15 protein-coding genes are annotated in these 15247 nt (G+C 67.7%); 10 read left to right on the top strand and 5 right to left on the bottom strand.

Annotated elements, in window-relative coordinates:
- Positions 1-16 precede the first annotated feature (16 nt).
- From LPB260_RS26060 to LPB260_RS26030, 7 genes are all read left to right on the top strand, one after another.
- Positions 17-2719, top strand: a complete 2703-nt coding sequence (locus tag LPB260_RS26060) for a [protein-PII] uridylyltransferase (RefSeq protein WP_208708787.1) — start codon at positions 17-19, stop codon at positions 2717-2719.
- Between the two features lie 71 nt (positions 2720-2790).
- On the top strand, positions 2791-3993 hold the full coding sequence (gene dapC / locus LPB260_RS26055; RefSeq protein ID WP_208708786.1) for a succinyldiaminopimelate transaminase: 1203 nt from the start codon (positions 2791-2793) through the stop codon (positions 3991-3993).
- A complete protein-coding gene (locus LPB260_RS26050) occupies positions 3990-4337 on the top strand; it encodes an ArsC family reductase (protein WP_208708785.1) in 348 nt (115 codons plus the stop codon). Before dapC ends, LPB260_RS26050 begins: the two co-directional genes overlap by 4 nt.
- Before the next feature lie 16 nt (positions 4338-4353).
- Positions 4354-4977: a LysE family translocator gene (locus LPB260_RS26045; protein WP_208708784.1), complete on the top strand. Its 624-nt coding sequence runs from the start codon at positions 4354-4356 to the stop codon at positions 4975-4977.
- 29 nt (positions 4978-5006) lie between these two features.
- A complete protein-coding gene (gene dapD, locus LPB260_RS26040; RefSeq protein ID WP_208708783.1) occupies positions 5007-6041 on the top strand; it encodes a 2,3,4,5-tetrahydropyridine-2,6-dicarboxylate N-succinyltransferase in 1035 nt (344 codons plus the stop codon).
- A 114-nt stretch (positions 6042-6155) separates the two neighbouring features.
- On the top strand, positions 6156-7361 hold the full coding sequence (locus tag LPB260_RS26035; protein WP_208708782.1) for an aminotransferase class V-fold PLP-dependent enzyme: 1206 nt from the start codon (positions 6156-6158) through the stop codon (positions 7359-7361).
- Entirely contained in the window at positions 7358-7777 is a 420-nt protein-coding gene (locus tag LPB260_RS26030; protein ID WP_208708781.1) for a SufE family protein, read from the top strand. The genes LPB260_RS26035 and LPB260_RS26030 overlap by 4 nt, the downstream gene beginning before the upstream one ends.
- Here LPB260_RS26030 and tcdA read toward each other — a convergent pair.
- Positions 7774-8586, bottom strand: a complete 813-nt coding sequence (gene tcdA / locus LPB260_RS26025; protein WP_208708780.1) for a tRNA cyclic N6-threonylcarbamoyladenosine(37) synthase TcdA — start codon at positions 8584-8586, stop codon at positions 7774-7776. The genes LPB260_RS26030 and tcdA overlap by 4 nt on opposite strands.
- 186 nt (positions 8587-8772) lie before the next feature.
- Between tcdA and dapE the strand changes: the two genes are divergently transcribed.
- Genes dapE through LPB260_RS26010 form a run of 3 tightly spaced genes read left to right on the top strand, consistent with a single transcriptional unit; the run spans position 8773 to position 11113 of the window.
- Positions 8773-9927, top strand: coding sequence for a succinyl-diaminopimelate desuccinylase (gene dapE, locus LPB260_RS26020; protein WP_208708779.1), 1155 nt, complete (start codon positions 8773-8775; stop codon positions 9925-9927).
- Positions 9927-10730, top strand: a complete 804-nt coding sequence (locus tag LPB260_RS26015) for a putative RNA methyltransferase (protein ID WP_208708778.1) — start codon at positions 9927-9929, stop codon at positions 10728-10730. The genes dapE and LPB260_RS26015 overlap by 1 nt, the downstream gene beginning before the upstream one ends.
- Before the next feature lie 11 nt (positions 10731-10741).
- Positions 10742-11113: a hypothetical protein gene (locus tag LPB260_RS26010; RefSeq protein ID WP_208708777.1), complete on the top strand. Its 372-nt coding sequence runs from the start codon at positions 10742-10744 to the stop codon at positions 11111-11113.
- Between the two features lie 70 nt (positions 11114-11183).
- Here the strand turns inward: LPB260_RS26010 and LPB260_RS26005 are convergent, their stop codons facing one another.
- The 4 genes from LPB260_RS26005 to LPB260_RS25990 form a co-directional block, all read right to left on the bottom strand.
- The gene (locus LPB260_RS26005) at positions 11184-11393 is read right to left on the bottom strand and encodes a cold-shock protein (RefSeq protein WP_208708776.1); all 210 of its coding nucleotides are present in this window, start codon (positions 11391-11393) and stop codon (positions 11184-11186) included.
- A gap of 307 nt (positions 11394-11700) precedes the next feature.
- A complete protein-coding gene (locus LPB260_RS26000; RefSeq protein ID WP_208708775.1) occupies positions 11701-13536 on the bottom strand; it encodes a Gldg family protein in 1836 nt (611 codons plus the stop codon).
- 10 nt (positions 13537-13546) lie between these two features.
- A complete protein-coding gene (locus LPB260_RS25995) occupies positions 13547-14281 on the bottom strand; it encodes an ABC transporter permease subunit (protein ID WP_208708774.1) in 735 nt (244 codons plus the stop codon).
- The gene (locus tag LPB260_RS25990; RefSeq protein ID WP_208708773.1) at positions 14278-15201 is read right to left on the bottom strand and encodes an ABC transporter ATP-binding protein; all 924 of its coding nucleotides are present in this window, start codon (positions 15199-15201) and stop codon (positions 14278-14280) included. Before LPB260_RS25990 ends, LPB260_RS25995 begins: the two co-directional genes overlap by 4 nt.
- Positions 15202-15247 lie beyond the last annotated feature (46 nt).

The raw sequence follows: 15247 nt of genomic DNA, 5'->3' as shown, positions 1-15247 counted from the left end.
ATAGGAAAGCCGTTGCATGCCGCAGGTAGACCCGGAATTGTTCGACCGCGGCCAGTTCCAGGCGGAACTGGCCCTGAAGTCCAGCCCCATCGCTGCCTTCAAGAAGGCCATTCGCCTCGCCAAGGACGTGCTCGACGCACGTTTTCGGGCGGGCCGCGAAGTGCGCCGTCTGGTCGAGGATCGCGCCTGGTTCGCCGATCAGATCCTGCGCGAGGCCTGGAGTCGCCTGGACTGGAGCGAGGACGCCGACATCGCCCTGCTGGCGGTCGGCGGCTACGGGCGCGGCGAGTTGCACCCGTTTTCCGACATCGACCTGCTGATCCTGCTCGACAGTGCCGACCACGAGACCTTCCGTGAGCCGATCGAGCACTTCCTTACCCTGCTCTGGGACATCGGCCTGGAGGTCGGTCAGAGCGTGCGCTCGGTCGATGAGTGCGCCGAGGAGGCCCGCGCCGACCTGACGGTGATCACCAACCTGATGGAAAGCCGCACCATCGCCGGCCCGGAGCGCCTGCGCCAGCGCATGCTGGAGGTCACCAGCAGCGAGCGGATGTGGCCGAGCAAGCAGTTCTTCCTGGCCAAGCGCGAGGAGCAGCGGGCTCGCCATCGCAAATACAACGACACCGAGTACAACCTCGAACCCAACGTCAAGGGCTCGCCCGGAGGCCTGCGCGACATCCAGAACATCCTCTGGGTCGCCCGCCGCCACTTCGGCACGCTGAACCTGCACGCGATGGTCGGCCAGGGCTTCCTCCTCGAGAGTGAACAGGCCCTGCTCGCCTCCAGCCAGGAGTTCCTCTGGCGTGTGCGCTACGCCCTGCACATGCTCGCCGGCCGCGCCGAAGACCGCCTGCTGTTCGATCACCAGGCCCAGGTCGCGGCCCTGCTCGGCTTCGAAGGCAGCGGCAACCAACGGGCCATCGAGCGCTTCATGCAGAAGTACTACCGGGTGGTGATGAGCATCGCCGAGCTCAGCGACCTGATCAAACAGCACTTCGAGGAGGTCATCCTGCGCGCCGGCGAGAAGGCGCCGGCGAGCCCGCTGAACAGTCGCTTCCAGGTGCGCGACGGTTATATCGAGGTGACCCACCCGAACGTCTTCAAGCGCACGCCGTTCGCCATCATGGAGGTTTTCGTGCTGATGGCCCAGCACACCGAGATCCGCGGCGTGTGCGCCGACACCATCCGCCTGCTGCGCGACCATCGCCACCTGATCGACGACGAATTCCGCAACGACATCCGCAACACCAGCCTGTTCATCGAGCTGTTCAAGAGCGGCCAGGGCATCCACCGCAACCTGCGGCGGATGAACCGCTACGGCATCCTCGGCCGCTACCTGCCGGAGTTCGGCCACATCGTCGGGCAGATGCAGCACGACCTGTTCCACATCTACACGGTCGACGCCCACACCCTCAACCTGATCAAGCACCTGCGCAAGTTCAGGTGGCCGGAGCTGGCGGAGAAGTTCCCCCTGGCCAGCAAGCTGATCGACAGGCTGCCCAAGCCCGAACTGATCTACCTGGCCGGGCTCTACCACGACATCGGCAAGGGCCGCGGCGGCGACCACTCGGAGCTCGGCGCGCTGGACGCTGAGGTCTTCTGTGCCCGCCACCAACTGCCCGAATGGGACTCGAAACTGGTGGTCTGGCTGGTGCAGCAGCACCTGACGATGTCCACCACCGCGCAGCGCAAGGACCTCTCCGACCCCCAGGTGATCCATGACTTCGCCCTGTTCGTCGGCGACCAGACCCACCTGGACTACCTCTACGTGCTCACCGTGGCTGACATCAACGCCACCAACCCGAGCCTGTGGAACTCCTGGCGCGCCAGCCTGCTGCGCCAGCTCTACACCGAGACCAAGCGCGCCCTGCGCCGCGGCCTGGAGAATCGCCTGGAGCGCGAGGAGCAGATCCGCCTGACCCAGGGCGCGGCCCTGGACATCCTGGTGCGCGGCGGCACCGACCAGGACGATGCCGAACAGCTCTGGGCGCAGCTCGGCGACGACTATTTCCTGCGCCACACGGCGGGCGACGTGGCCTGGCATACCGAGGCGATCCTCCAGCACGGCAACAACAGCAACCCCCTGGTGCTGATCAAGGAAACCACCCAGCGCGAGTTCGAGGGCGGCACCCAGATCTTCATCTACGCCCAGGATCAGCACGACTTCTTCGCCGTGACCGTGGCGGCGATGGCCCAGCTCAACCTGAACATCCACGACGCGCGGATTCTCACCTCCACCAGCCAGTTCACCCTCGATACCTATATAGTGCTGGAGGGCGAAGGCGGCTCGATCGGCGACAACCCGGCGCGGATCCGCCAGATCCGCCAGGGCCTGATCGATGCGCTGAAGAATCCGGACGAGTACCCGAGCATCATCCAGCGCCGGGTGCCGCGCCAGCTCAAGCATTTCGACTTCCCGCCACGGGTGACCATCTACAACGACGCCCAGCGGCCGGTGACCGTCCTCGAGCTGACCGCCCCGGACCGCCCCGGCCTGCTGGCCCGGGTCGGGCGGATATTCCTCGATTTCGACCTGTCGGTGCAGAATGCCAAGATCGCCACCCTCGGCGAACGGGTGGAGGACGTGTTCTTCGTTACCGACGCGGACAACCAGCCGCTGTCCGACCCGGCGCTGTGCGTGCGCCTGCAGGAAACCATCGTCGCCCAGCTCACCGAGGCCAGCGAGCTGCTGAGCGAGCCGAACCGAATCAGTATCTGACCGACAGCCTTGCACCGCCGCGGTGCCTAGCCAGGCCCGTCGGCACGCCGTAGCAGTACCAGGAAATTGCCATGAATGATGCGTTGAACCAGTTGCAGCCCTACCCCTTCGAGAAGCTCCGCGCCCTGCTGGCCGGCGCCCAGCCTTCCAGCGAGAAGAAGGCCATCGCCCTGTCGATTGGCGAGCCCAAGCATCGCTCGCCAGCCTTCGTCGCCGAGGCCCTGAGCGCCAACCTCGACCAGCTGGCGGTCTACCCGACCACCCTGGGCGTGCCGGCGCTGCGCGAGGCGATCGCCAACTGGTGCGGCCAGCGTTTCAACCTGCCGAGCGGCTGGCTCGACCCGGCACGCCACGTGCTGCCGGTCAATGGCACCCGCGAGGCGCTGTTCGCCTTCACCCAGGCCGTGGTCCAGCGCGACGAGCAGGCCCTGGTAGTCAGCCCCAACCCCTTCTACCAGATCTACGAGGGCGCGGCGCTGCTCGCCGGCGCGCGGCCCCACTACCTGCCGTGCCTGGAGGAACAGGGCTTCAACCCGGACTTCGACGCGGTGCCGGCGGACATCTGGCAGCGCTGCCAGATCCTCTTCCTGTGCTCGCCGGGAAACCCCACCGGCGCGCTGATTCCCCTGGACACCCTGAAGAAGCTGATCGCCCTGGCCGACCAGTACGACTTCGTCATCGCCGCCGACGAGTGCTACAGCGAGCTGTACTTCGACGAGCAGCAGCCGCCCGCCGGCCTGCTGAGCGCCTGCGCCGAACTGGGCCGCAGCGATTTCGCCCGCTGCGTGGTGTTCCACAGCCTGTCCAAGCGCTCGAACCTGCCGGGCCTGCGCTCCGGCTTCGTCGCCGGCGATGCCGACATCCTCAAGGCCTTCCTGCTGTATCGTACCTACCATGGCTGCGCCATGCCGGTGCAGACCCAGCTGGCCAGCGTCGCCGCCTGGAGCGACGAGGTGCATGTGCGGGCCAATCGCGCCCTGTACCGCGAGAAGTTCGACGCGGTGCTGGCGATCCTCGACGGCGTGCTCGAGGTGCAGCGGCCCGACGGCGGCTTCTACCTGTGGGCCAAGACCCCGGTGGACGACGAGAGCTTCACCCGCGAACTGTTCGCCCGCGAGCACGTCACCGTGGTGCCGGGCTCCTACCTGTCGCGCAATGTCGACGGGGTCAACCCCGGCGCCGGGCGCGTGCGCATGGCCCTGGTCGCGCCGCTGGCCGAGTGCGTCGAGGCCGCCGAGCGCATCCGTGAATTCGTGAAGAGCCTGCAAGCATGAGCAAGACCCTGTTTGGCATCAAAGCGTGCGACACCATGAAGAAAGCCCGCACCTGGCTCGACGAGCACGGCGTGGACTATGCCTTTCACGACTACAAGGCGCTCGGCATCGACCGCGAGCGCCTGCAGCAGTGGTGCGAGGAGCACGGCTGGGAGACCATTCTCAACCGCGCCGGCACCACCTTCCGCAAGCTCGACGAGGCGCAGAAGACCGACCTCGACCAGGCCAAGGCCATCGAACTGATGCTGGCCCAGCCGTCGATGATCAAGCGTCCGGTGCTGGATCTGGGTGACAGGACCCTGGTCGGCTTCAAGCCCGAGCGCTACGCTGCCGCGCTGTCCTGAACCAAGGAGCATCGCCATGGAGATCGCCTGGTTGCTGTTCATCCCCGCCTGCTTCGCCCTGAACCTGGCGCCGGGACCGAACAACCTGCTGTCGCTGAACAACGCGGCCCGCCAGGGCCTGCGCGTCGCCTGCCTGGCCGCCAGTGGCCGGCTGCTGGCGTTCAGCGCCATGATCGCCCTGGCGGCATCCGGCCTGGCCCTGGTGCTGCAGGCCTCGGCCAGCCTGTTCCTGGCCATCAAGCTGCTCGGCGCGGCCTACCTGTTCTGGCTGGCGCTGCAATTGTGGCGCGCGCCATCGGCGCAACTCGACGGCCGGGCCGGCGCAGCGAGCCGTTCGCTGTGGACGCTGAGCCGCCAGGAGTTCTGGGTCGCCGCCGGCAACCCCAAGGCCATCCTGATCTTCACCGCGTTCCTGCCGCAGTTCGTCAACCCGCAGCAGCCGGTGGCGCTGCAGTTCGCGGTCCTCGGCCTGGCCTTCCTGCTCCTGGAATGGCTGGCCGTGCTGCTCTATTCACTGGCCGGGCTGCATCTCGGCCGCCTGCTCGCCGCGCCCAAGGCCCGGCAGCTGTTCAACCGTGGCTGCGCCGCCCTATTGGGCGGCGCAGGCCTGGGCCTGCTGCTCAGCCGCCGGCCTGCCTGATCCAACCTAATTCAGCAAGAGGAAAACCCATGTCCACCCAACTCTTCAGCGTCGCCTTCGGTGTCGGCACCCAGAACCGCCAGGGCACCTGGCTGGAAGTGTTCTACGCGCAGCCTTTGCTCAACCCGGCCAGCGAGCTGGTCGCCAAGGCCGCCGAAAAGCTCGGCTACAGCGGCGGCAACCAGGCGCTCGCCTTCACCACCACCCAGGCCGGCGAACTGGCCGAGGCCCTGAAGGGCATCGACCCCGTGCAGGCCAAGCTGCTGACCCGCCTGGCCGAAAGCCACAACCCCCTGGTCGCCACCTTCCTCGCCGAAGACGCCGCGCCGGCCAGCACCCCCGAGGCCTACCTCAAGCTGCACCTGCTCTCGCACCGCCTGGTCAAGCCCCACGGCGTCAACCTGACCGGCATCTTCCCGCTGCTGCCCAACGTCGCCTGGACCAGCCAGGGTGCGGTGGACCTCGCCGAACTGGCCGAACGCCAGCTGGAAGCGCGCCTGAAGGGCAAGCTGCTGGAGGTGTTCTCGGTGGACAAGTTCCCGAAGATGACCGATTACGTGGTGCCGGCCGGCGTGCGCATCGCCGACACCGCCCGCGTGCGCCTGGGTGCCTACATCGGCGAGGGCACCACGGTGATGCACGAGGGCTTCGTCAATTTCAACGCCGGCACCGCCGGCCCGGGCATGATCGAAGGTCGCGTGTCGGCCGGGGTATTCGTCGGCAAGGGCTCGGACCTGGGCGGCGGCTGCTCGACCATGGGCACCCTGTCCGGCGGCGGCAACATCGTGATCTCCGTGGGCGAAGGCTGCCTGATCGGCGCCAACGCCGGCATCGGCATCCCCCTGGGCGATCGCAACACCGTGGAATCCGGCCTGTACGTCACCGCCGGCACCAAGGTGGCGCTGCTCGACGACCAGGGCCAGCTGGTCAAGCTGGTCAAGGCCCGCGAACTGGCCGGCCAGCCGGACCTGCTGTTCCGCCGCAACTCGCAGACCGGCGCCGTGGAGTGCAAGACCCACAAGTCGGCGATCGAGCTGAACGAAGCCCTGCACGCGCATAATTGACCCCGAGCAGGCTGTGCCGCGCGCACCCTTCGCGCGCGGTTCAGCACTGGGTGCGCACGGCGCACCCTACATGATCATCCCCGCACTCTCGGGACTTTTTCAGGCCTGAACCCCATGTCCCTGATTTCCCCCTGGCGCACCGATTTCCCCGGCATCCTGGCGCTAGAAGCCGAGGGCCAGACCTACCTGGACAGCGCCGCCACCGCACAGAAGCCCCAGGCCGTACTCGATGCCCTGCTCGGCTACTACGCCGGCGGCGCGGCCAACGTGCACCGTGCCCAGCACTTGCCCGGCGAGCGTGCCACCCGCGCCTTCGAGTCGACCCGCGACAAGGTCGCCAACTGGCTGAACGCCGCCGAAGCGAGCCAGATCGTCTTCACCCGCGGCGCCACCGAGGCCTTCAACCTGCTGGCCTATGGCCTGGAGGCCGAGTTCCGCGCCGGCGACGAGATTGTCGTCAGCGCCGCGGAGCACCACGCCAACCTGCTGCCCTGGCAACAACTAGCGCTGCGGCGCGGGCTCAAGCTGGTGGTGCTGCCCCTGGACGACGCGGGCCAAGTCGACCTGCAGCGGGCCGCCGAGCTGATCGGCCCGCGCACCCGCCTGCTGGCGCTCAGCCAGCTGTCCAATGTGCTCGGCTGCTGGCAGCCATTGGCCGAGCTGATCGACCTGGGCAGGGCCCACGGGGCCTTGTCCGTGATCGATGGCGCCCAGGGCGTGGTCCACGGCCGCCATGACGTGCAGGCCCTGGGCTGCGACTACTACGTGTTCTCCAGTCACAAGCTCTACGGCCCGGACGGGGTCGGCGTGCTCTACGGCAGCCGCGAAGCCCTGCGCCGCCTCGCGCACTGGCAGTACGGCGGCGAGATGGTGCGCCTGGCCGACTATCAATACGCCGAGTTTCGCGACGCCCCCCTGGGCTTCGAGGCCGGCACGCCGCCGATCGCCGGGGTGATCGCCCTCGGCGCCGCCCTCGACTACCTGGGCGCGCTGGACGCCGCCGCGGTCAGCGGCCACGAGGCGGCGCTGCACGCCAAGCTGCTGGCCGGCCTGGCCGTCCGCGACGGCATCCAGCTGCTCGGCGCCCCGCGGGTGGCCCTGGCCAGCTTCGTCGTCGACGGCGTGCACAACGCCGACCTCGCCCACCTGCTGACCGACCAAAGCATCGCCGTGCGCGCCGGCCATCATTGCGCCATGCCGCTGCTCAGCAGCCTGGGCCTGGCCGGGGCGGTGCGGGTGTCCCTGGGGCTGTACAACGATGGTACGGACCTGCAGCGCTTCTTCACCGCGCTGGACCGGGCCCTGGAGCTGTTGCGATGAGTATCCCCAGCGGTGCCCAGGTAGCGCTCGACGCCTTCGCCCAATGCCCGGGCTGGGAGCAACGCGCCCGCCTGCTGATGCAGTGGGGCGAACGCCTCACGCCGCTGACTGAGGACGAGCGCAACGAGGCCAACCGGGTGCACGGCTGCGAAAGCCAGGTCTGGCTGGTGGGCGAGGAGCAGGAGGGTCACTGGCACTTTCGCGCCGCCAGCGATGCCCGCCTGCTGCGCGGCCTGCTGGCGGTGCTGCTGGCGCGGGTCGACGGCCTCAGCGGCGCGCAACTGGGCGAAGTCGACCTGGCGGACTGGTTCGCCCAGCTCGGCCTGTCGCGCCAGCTCTCGCCTTCACGCAGCAACGGCCTGAATGCCGTGCTGCTGCGCATGCGCCAACTGGCGGCGGAGCACTCGGAGGACTAGGAGGTTTTCGCCGCGCGCTCGGCCGGTCGCCGCGCGCCGGCCACCAGCTTGTCCACCGTCTTGGCCACCGCCGCCATGCCGAAGCTGGCGGTGACCATCATCACCGCGCCGAAACCACCGGCGCAGTCGAGCTTGACCCCTTCGCCGACGAAGCCCTTGGCCTGACACACCGTGCCGTCCGGCTTGGGGTAGCGCAGCTGCTCGGTGGAGAACACACAGGGCACGCTGTAGGTGCGCCCCGGGGTGCGCGAGAAGTTGTAGTCGCGGCGCAGCATCGAGCGCACCTTGGCCGCCAGGGGGTCGTTGTAGGTCTTGTTGAGGTCGGCGATCTGGATCTGCGTCGGGTCGACCTGGCCGCCGGCGCCACCGGTGGTGACGATCTGGATCTTGCGCCGCTTGCACCAGGCGATCAGCGCGGCCTTGGCGGCCACGCTGTCGATGCAGTCGATCACCGCGTCGAACTGCTCGGTGATGTACTCGGCCATGGTTTCGCGGGTGACGAAGTCGGCCACCGCGTGCACCACGCAGGCCGGGTTGATGGCGCGGATGCGCGCCGCCATGGCCTCGACCTTGGCCTGGCCGACCGCGCCGTCCAGCGCGTGCACCTGGCGGTTGGTGTTGCTGATGCACACATCGTCCAGGTCGAACAGCGAGATTTCGCCGACCCCCGAACGCGCCAGCGCCTCCGCCGCCCAGGAACCCACGCCGCCGATGCCGACCACCGCGACATGGGCGGCCAACAGCCGCTCCGCACCTTCGCGGCCGTACAGACGGGCAATTCCAGCAAAGCGTTGATCGTCGAACGGCATCTACTCACCTCAACAGCCAGAAATCGAGCGGGCCCGCATTATACCGGTGCGCACAGCGGCTGCGGCCACCCGGGCCTGCGCTCTGACCCACTCAGCTGGACGAACTGCGGCGCCTGACGGCGGCCATCGAACGACATTTTGCTTTAAGATGGCGGCCTTTCCGCTAGACCCCGCCCTGGAGCCGCAATGACCGCCCCCTCGCCGACCCTTTCCGCCACCCTGGAACTCGCCTGCGACCTGATTCGCCGCCCGTCCGTCACGCCGGTCGACGAAGGCTGCCAGGAGCTGATGATGCGCCGCCTGCAAGCCGTCGGCTTCGCGGTCGAGCCGATGCGCATCGAGGAGGTGGACAACTTCTGGGCCAGCCACGGCGAGCAGGAAGGTCCGGTGCTGTGCTTCGCCGGCCACACCGACGTGGTCCCGACCGGCCCGCTGCAGGCTTGGCAGCACCAGCCGTTCGACGCCCTGATCGACGAACACGGCATGCTCTGCGGCCGCGGCGCCGCCGACATGAAGGGCAGCCTGGCGTCGATGATCATCGCGGTGGAACGTTTCGTCGCCGACCACCCCAAGCACAAGGGGCGCATCGCCTTTCTCATCACCAGCGACGAGGAAGGCCCGGCCCAGCATGGCACCAAGGCGGTGATCGAGCGCCTGGCGGCGCGCCAGGAGCGCCTGGACTGGTGCATCGTCGGCGAGCCCTCGAGCACCTCGCTGGTCGGCGACGTGGTCAAGAACGGTCGCCGCGGCTCCCTCGGCGCCAAGCTCACGGTGCGCGGCGTGCAGGGCCACGTGGCCTACCCGCACCTGGCCAAGAACCCCATCCACCTGGCCGCCCCGGCCCTGGCCGAACTCGCCGCCGAGCACTGGGACGACGGCAACGCCTTCTTCCCGCCGACCAGCTTCCAGGTCTCCAACCTGAATTCGGGCACCGGCGCGACCAACGTGATTCCCGGCGAGCTGCAGGCGATCTTCAACTTCCGTTTCTCCACCGAATCCACGGTCGAGGGCCTGCAGAAGCGCGTCGAAGCCATCCTCGACAAGCACGGCCTGGACTACCACGTGGAGTGGGCGCTGTCCGGCCTGCCGTTCCTTACCGAACCCGGCGCCCTGCTCGATGCGGTGGCCGCCAGCATCAAGGCGGTGACCGGGCGCGAGACCACGCCCTCGACCTCCGGTGGTACTTCCGATGGGCGCTTTATCGCTACCCTCGGCACCCAGGTGGTCGAGCTCGGCCCGGTCAACGCAACCATCCACCAGATCAACGAGCGGGTGCTGGCCAGCGACCTGGATGTGCTGACCGAGATCTACTACCAGACCCTCGTCAAGCTGCTCGCCTGATGCTCACCTGCCCGATCTGCCAGGGCGCCCTGGGCGCGGTCGACAACGGCGTGGCCTGCGCGGCCGGCCATCGCTTCGACCGCGCCCGCCAGGGCTACCTGAACCTGCTGCCGGTGCAGCACAAGAACAGCCGCGATCCCGGCGACAACGCCGCCATGGTCGAGGCCCGGCGGCGCTTTCTCGACGGCGGCCACTACGCGCCCCTGGCCACGCGCCTGGCCGAACTGGCCGCCGCGCGAAACCCGGCCCGCTGGCTGGATATCGGCTGCGGCGAGGGCTATTACACCGCGCAGATCGCCGAGGCCCTGCCCCAGGCCCAGGGCTATGCCCTGGACATCTCCCGCGAGGCGGTCAAGCGCGCCTGCAAGCGCGCAACCCAGCTCGAGTGGCTGGTGGCGAGCATGGCCCGGGTGCCCCTGAGCGATTCCAGCTGCCAGCTGCTGGCCAGCGTGTTCAGCCCGCTGGACTGGCAGGAGGCCCGGCGCCTGCTCGCCCCCGGCGGCGGCCTGCTGCGCATGGGCCCGAGCCGCGAGCACCTGCTGGAGCTGCGCCAGAAACTCTATGACCAGGTGCGCGACTATGACGATCAGAAGCACCTGGAGCTGATCCCCGACGGCATGCGCCTGGCCCACAGCGAAACCCTGCGCTTCGCCCTGCAGCTGGACAGCGCCGAAGCCCGCGCCGACCTGCTGGCCATGACCCCCCACGGCTGGCGCGCCAGCGCCGAGCGGCGCAACGCGGTGATTGCCGCGCCGTTCGAGGTGACCGTCGCCATACGCTACGATTGGATCGAGAAACTCTAGGGACCTGCCCCATGCGCCAACCGGATATCGAGATTTACCTGAAGGACGCCGAGCACCAGGCCGTCGCCGAATGGCTGGGTCAGGCACTCGGCCCCTGCACCCCCTGGCAGCAGAAGGGCCAGACCTTCAAATGCCGCGCCGGCGAAGTGCCGGTGACCTGGCTGCCGAAGGCCGTCGGCAAATGGCACAGCCTCTACCTGGAGAGCGACGCCACGCCCTGGGCGGACGACCTGGCCTGTGCCCAGGCGGCCTTCGCCGCGCTGCAGGTCGAGGTGCGCTGCGCCCCCGGCGGCTGGCAGGAGGAGGAAAGCGACGAGCAGGCCGACCGCTGGATGCGCATCAGCGCCGATGGCGTCGAGGAGATCACCTGGCGCACCGGCTGATCCCGGCCGCCATTCTCAGCCGCGCACAAAAAAGCCCGTCGATGACGGGCTTTTACTGTGGCGCCGGCGCTCAGAGCGCGGACACGTCTTCGGCCTGCAGGCCCTTCTGACCCTGGGTCACGGCGAACTCGACCTTCTGCCCTTCGACCAGGGAGCGGTGGCCCTCACCGCGGATAGCCCGATAGTGCACGAACACATCGGCGCCGCTCTCGCGCTGAATGAAGCCATATCCCTTGGAATCATTGAACCATTTGACGGTTCCAGTCTCACGATCAGCCATTACTACACTCTCCAACTCGCAGTTTTTTATTGTCCCGTAAAGGCGCTTCGACGGTCCGGCGCAAACGTTGCTCCAGTCGTATCCGACCCTGGCCGAAGTAAGCGAGGAGCGGGTATTGACGATGGCGTTATAACAACGACCGCTGCCGGAGTATAAAGCAAGCCCGGGGCCTGAAAAGCACTTTTTGGGATGGGCTGCAGGCCATACAGGACAAGGCCTGCAGCGTTATTTACAAGACATGCCAGGTGCTCGCCCGGTACCCTGCCGACGGGGCGGGCGCGGAGCCGCCCGACCCGCGAGATGGCCGTCAGCCGTGGCGGCGGCGACGCCACAGCCACAGGGCCAGCACCCCGAGCGTCAACGCCAACGGCATCAGGGCGATATTGACGAACTTCAGGGTCCGCCCCAGCGCCTCGATATCGGCGTTGAGCTGATAACGCACCTCGCGCAGTTCCTTGCGGATCTTCAGCTTCTCCTGGAGGAACTGTTGCACCGTGGCCTGCTCTTCCGGGGTCAGCTCCAGGCTCGTGCTCGGGTCGTCGTTGCGCTGCAGCGCCGCGAGCTTCTGCTCGGTATCGGCCAGGCGTGCCTGCAGGGCCTGCTCCTTCTCGCGGAAGCGCGCCTCGGCCTCACGCTGCAGCGCCTCGACCACCTCGAATGGACGGCTGAAGCGGCCGCGCGAACGCACGCTGATCAGCGCCTCGGAGCCGGCCAGGTTGTCCAGGGCGTTGATCGCGAAACCGGCGTTGTCGGCCCAGGGCTGGGGAATGCGCTGGCCGAAGAAGTCCTGCACCCGCACCCACATGCGATCGGTCAGCAGGTCGGTGTCGGCGACCACGATGACGTTGATGTTGTCCGCCTGCTTGAGGCCGTCCTTGCGCCCCTCGATACCGTCCGGATAGGCCGACTGCACCGGGCCGCTGATGCGCGCGGCGAGGGTGTAGCGCTCGCCGGTCGGTTGCAGGTCGCGGATCAGTTCCTCCGGGTTGTGCAGCAGGCCGAAACGCTTCACATCGAATGGCATGGCGTACTGCGAGCTCTGCACCAGCGGGATGAAGGTGGTCTTCGCCTCCTCCAGCGGCTCGAGCATGCCGGCGCTGGCCACGGTCAGGTTCTCCAACGCCGCGGTGCTGATGTCGTCCTGATCCAGGGCATTCTTCGGCAGGCTCAGCCAGGCGGCGTGGCGCACCGGGCGCGCGCCCTGGCCCATGCTCACGGACATGGCGTAGGCGCCGTCGCCGAGCACCTGATCGGGCAGCATGCGCAGGCCCCAGGCCTTGAACAGCGGCGCCAGGTCGGAGGACTTGTCGACAGCCATCTCCCCGGGCATCTCGGCCTGGGTGTCGGCCTCGCTGAACGGGTCGACGAAGGCCAGCAGCTTGCCGCCGCGCAGGACGAACTGGTCGATGGCGTAGAGCGTCTGCTGCGGCAGCTGCTTCGGGTGCACCAGCAGCAGCACCGAGACCTGCTCGGGGATTGCGTCGATGTCGCCCTTCAGGCTCTCGATCTTGAACAGCTGGCGGATCTCCTCCATGACCATCCACGGCGGTGTCGGCTGGCGCGCCATCATGTCGAAGCCGCCGTTGATCTGCAGCCCCGAGAGCACGCCGACCACCGGCCGCTCGGGCTCGGCCAGGCTCTGCACCAGGCGACTGAGCTCGTACTCGAGGAACTCCTCCTGATCCAGGGCGAAGAACGGGATGACCTGGGTGTCGCCCCGGGCGTTCTTGCCGGCCAGGCCGAAGTACAGCGAGTCGCCGCCCTGCTGTAGCGGGATGGCCTGCAGGCCGAACTCGGCGGCCTTGTCCTCGTCCTCGGAGAACGGCGCCGGGTCGATGATCTGCAGCTTGAGCTTGTCGCCGGCCTCGCGCTGGTAGGCCTTGAGCATCTCCTCCACGCGCCTGGCGTAGGTGCGCAGCGCCGGCAGGTCCTTGGCGGTGTTGTCGGAGTAGAAGAAGCTCAGTTCGATCGGCTCTTCCAGGCTGCCGAGGATCTGCTCGGTGCCGGCGGAAATGGTGTAGAGCTTCTGCTCGGTCAGGTCCAGGCGGGCGCCGCTCAGGCTGAGCCCGGAGACCAGGTTGAAGGCGAGAAACGCCAGGGCGATGAGCACGAGCCCGGCGCTGGATACCATCAGCTTTTTCATGGGCGCGTCCTCAGTCGGCTTTCTTCAGGTCGATGACCACCGCGGTCGCGGCCAGCCAGGCGGCGATCAGGGTGAGGAAATACAGCAGGTCGCGCAGGTCGATCACGCCCTTGCTGATGGCATCGAAACGGGTCAGGAAGCTCAACGAGGCGACGGCATCGACCAGCCATTGCGGCGCCCAGCCGCTGAAGGCGTCGAGGACCATGGGGAAGCCGCTGACGATGAACAGGAAGCACAGCCCCACCGCGAGGATGAAGGCGATCACCTGGTTCTTCGCCAGGGCCGACATGCATGAGCCGATCGCCAGGTAGGCGCCGGCCAGCAGCCAGCTGCCGAGGTAGCCGGTGACGATGGCGCCGTTGTCCGGCTGGCCCAGGTAGTTGACGGTGATGATCATCGGGAAGGTCAGCAGCAGCGCCAGACCGGCGAACACCCAGGCGGCGAGGAACTTGCCGGTGACCGCCTCGAAGCGGCTGATCGGCAGGGTCATCAGCAGCTCGATGGAGCCGGACTTGCGCTCCTCGGCCCACAGGCGCATGGCGATGGCCGGGACCAGGAACAGGTACAGCCAGGGGTGGAAGTTGAAGAACGGCGCCAGGTTGGCTTGGCCGCTCTCGAAGAAGCCGCCCAGGTAGAAGGTGAACACCCCGGACAGCACCAGGAAGATCACGATGAACACATAGGCCAGCGGCGTGGCGAAGTAGCTCGCCAGCTCGCGCTTGAAGATCACCGACAACTGCTTCATACCACCTCCCCACGGGTCAGGCTGCGGAACACCTCATCCAGGCGGCCGCGCTCGACATTCAACTCCTTGACCTTCCAGCCGCGCTCGGCGATCAAGCCACTGACCTGGGGGTAGATCACCGCCCCCGGCCGGGCCAGCACGCTGAGGCTGTGCTCCGGGGCATTGGCCTCCACGCCGAGCACGCCGGGCAGCGCCGCCAGGGCCTCATGGTCCAGGGGTTCCTCGGCGACCAGGGTCACCGCCTGGTGGTAGCGCGAGCGGCTCTCCAGCTCCAGCGGCGTGCCATCGGCCAGCAGCCGGCCCTGGCCGATCACCACCGCGCGGGTGCAGACCGCCGAGACTTCCTCGAGGATGTGGGTGGAGATGATCACGATCTTGTCCCGGGCCAGGCTCTGGATCAGCTTGCGCACCTGGTGCTTCTGGTTCGGATCCAGGCCGTCGGTGGGCTCGTCGAGGATCAGCACCTTGGGATCGTGGAGAATCGCCTGGGCCAGGCCGACCCGGCGCTTGAAGCCCTTGGACAGGGTCTCGATGGACTGCTCCAGGACCTTCTCCAGCTCGACCTGGGCCACCGCCTGCTGCACCCGCTGCTGCTTCTCCTGACCGCGATAACCGCGAACCTCGGCGATGAACTGCAGGAAGCCGCGGACCGTCATGTCGCCGTAGCAGGGCGCGCCTTCGGGCAGGTAGCCGATCTGCCGCTGCGCCTGGCGGGTGTCCTTCTGGATATCGAAGCCGAGGATGCTGGCGCTACCGGAGGTCGGCGCGAGAAAGCCGGTGAGCATCTTCATGGTGGTGGACTTGCCGGCGCCGTTGGGGCCGAGGAAGCCCAGCACTTCACCGGGCTGGACGCGGAAGGACAGGTTGTCCACCGCCGTGTGCTGTGCAAAACGCTTCGTAAGATTTCTTATCTCGATCATGGTCTCTCACCATCGCGGTCAAACCCTGTCCGCTACCCGTACAGCA

This window comes from Pseudomonas sp. LPB0260, from assembly GCF_013388395.1.
The sequence above is the reverse complement of the archived record's forward strand: the minus strand, read 5'-3'. Positions and strand labels throughout refer to the sequence as shown.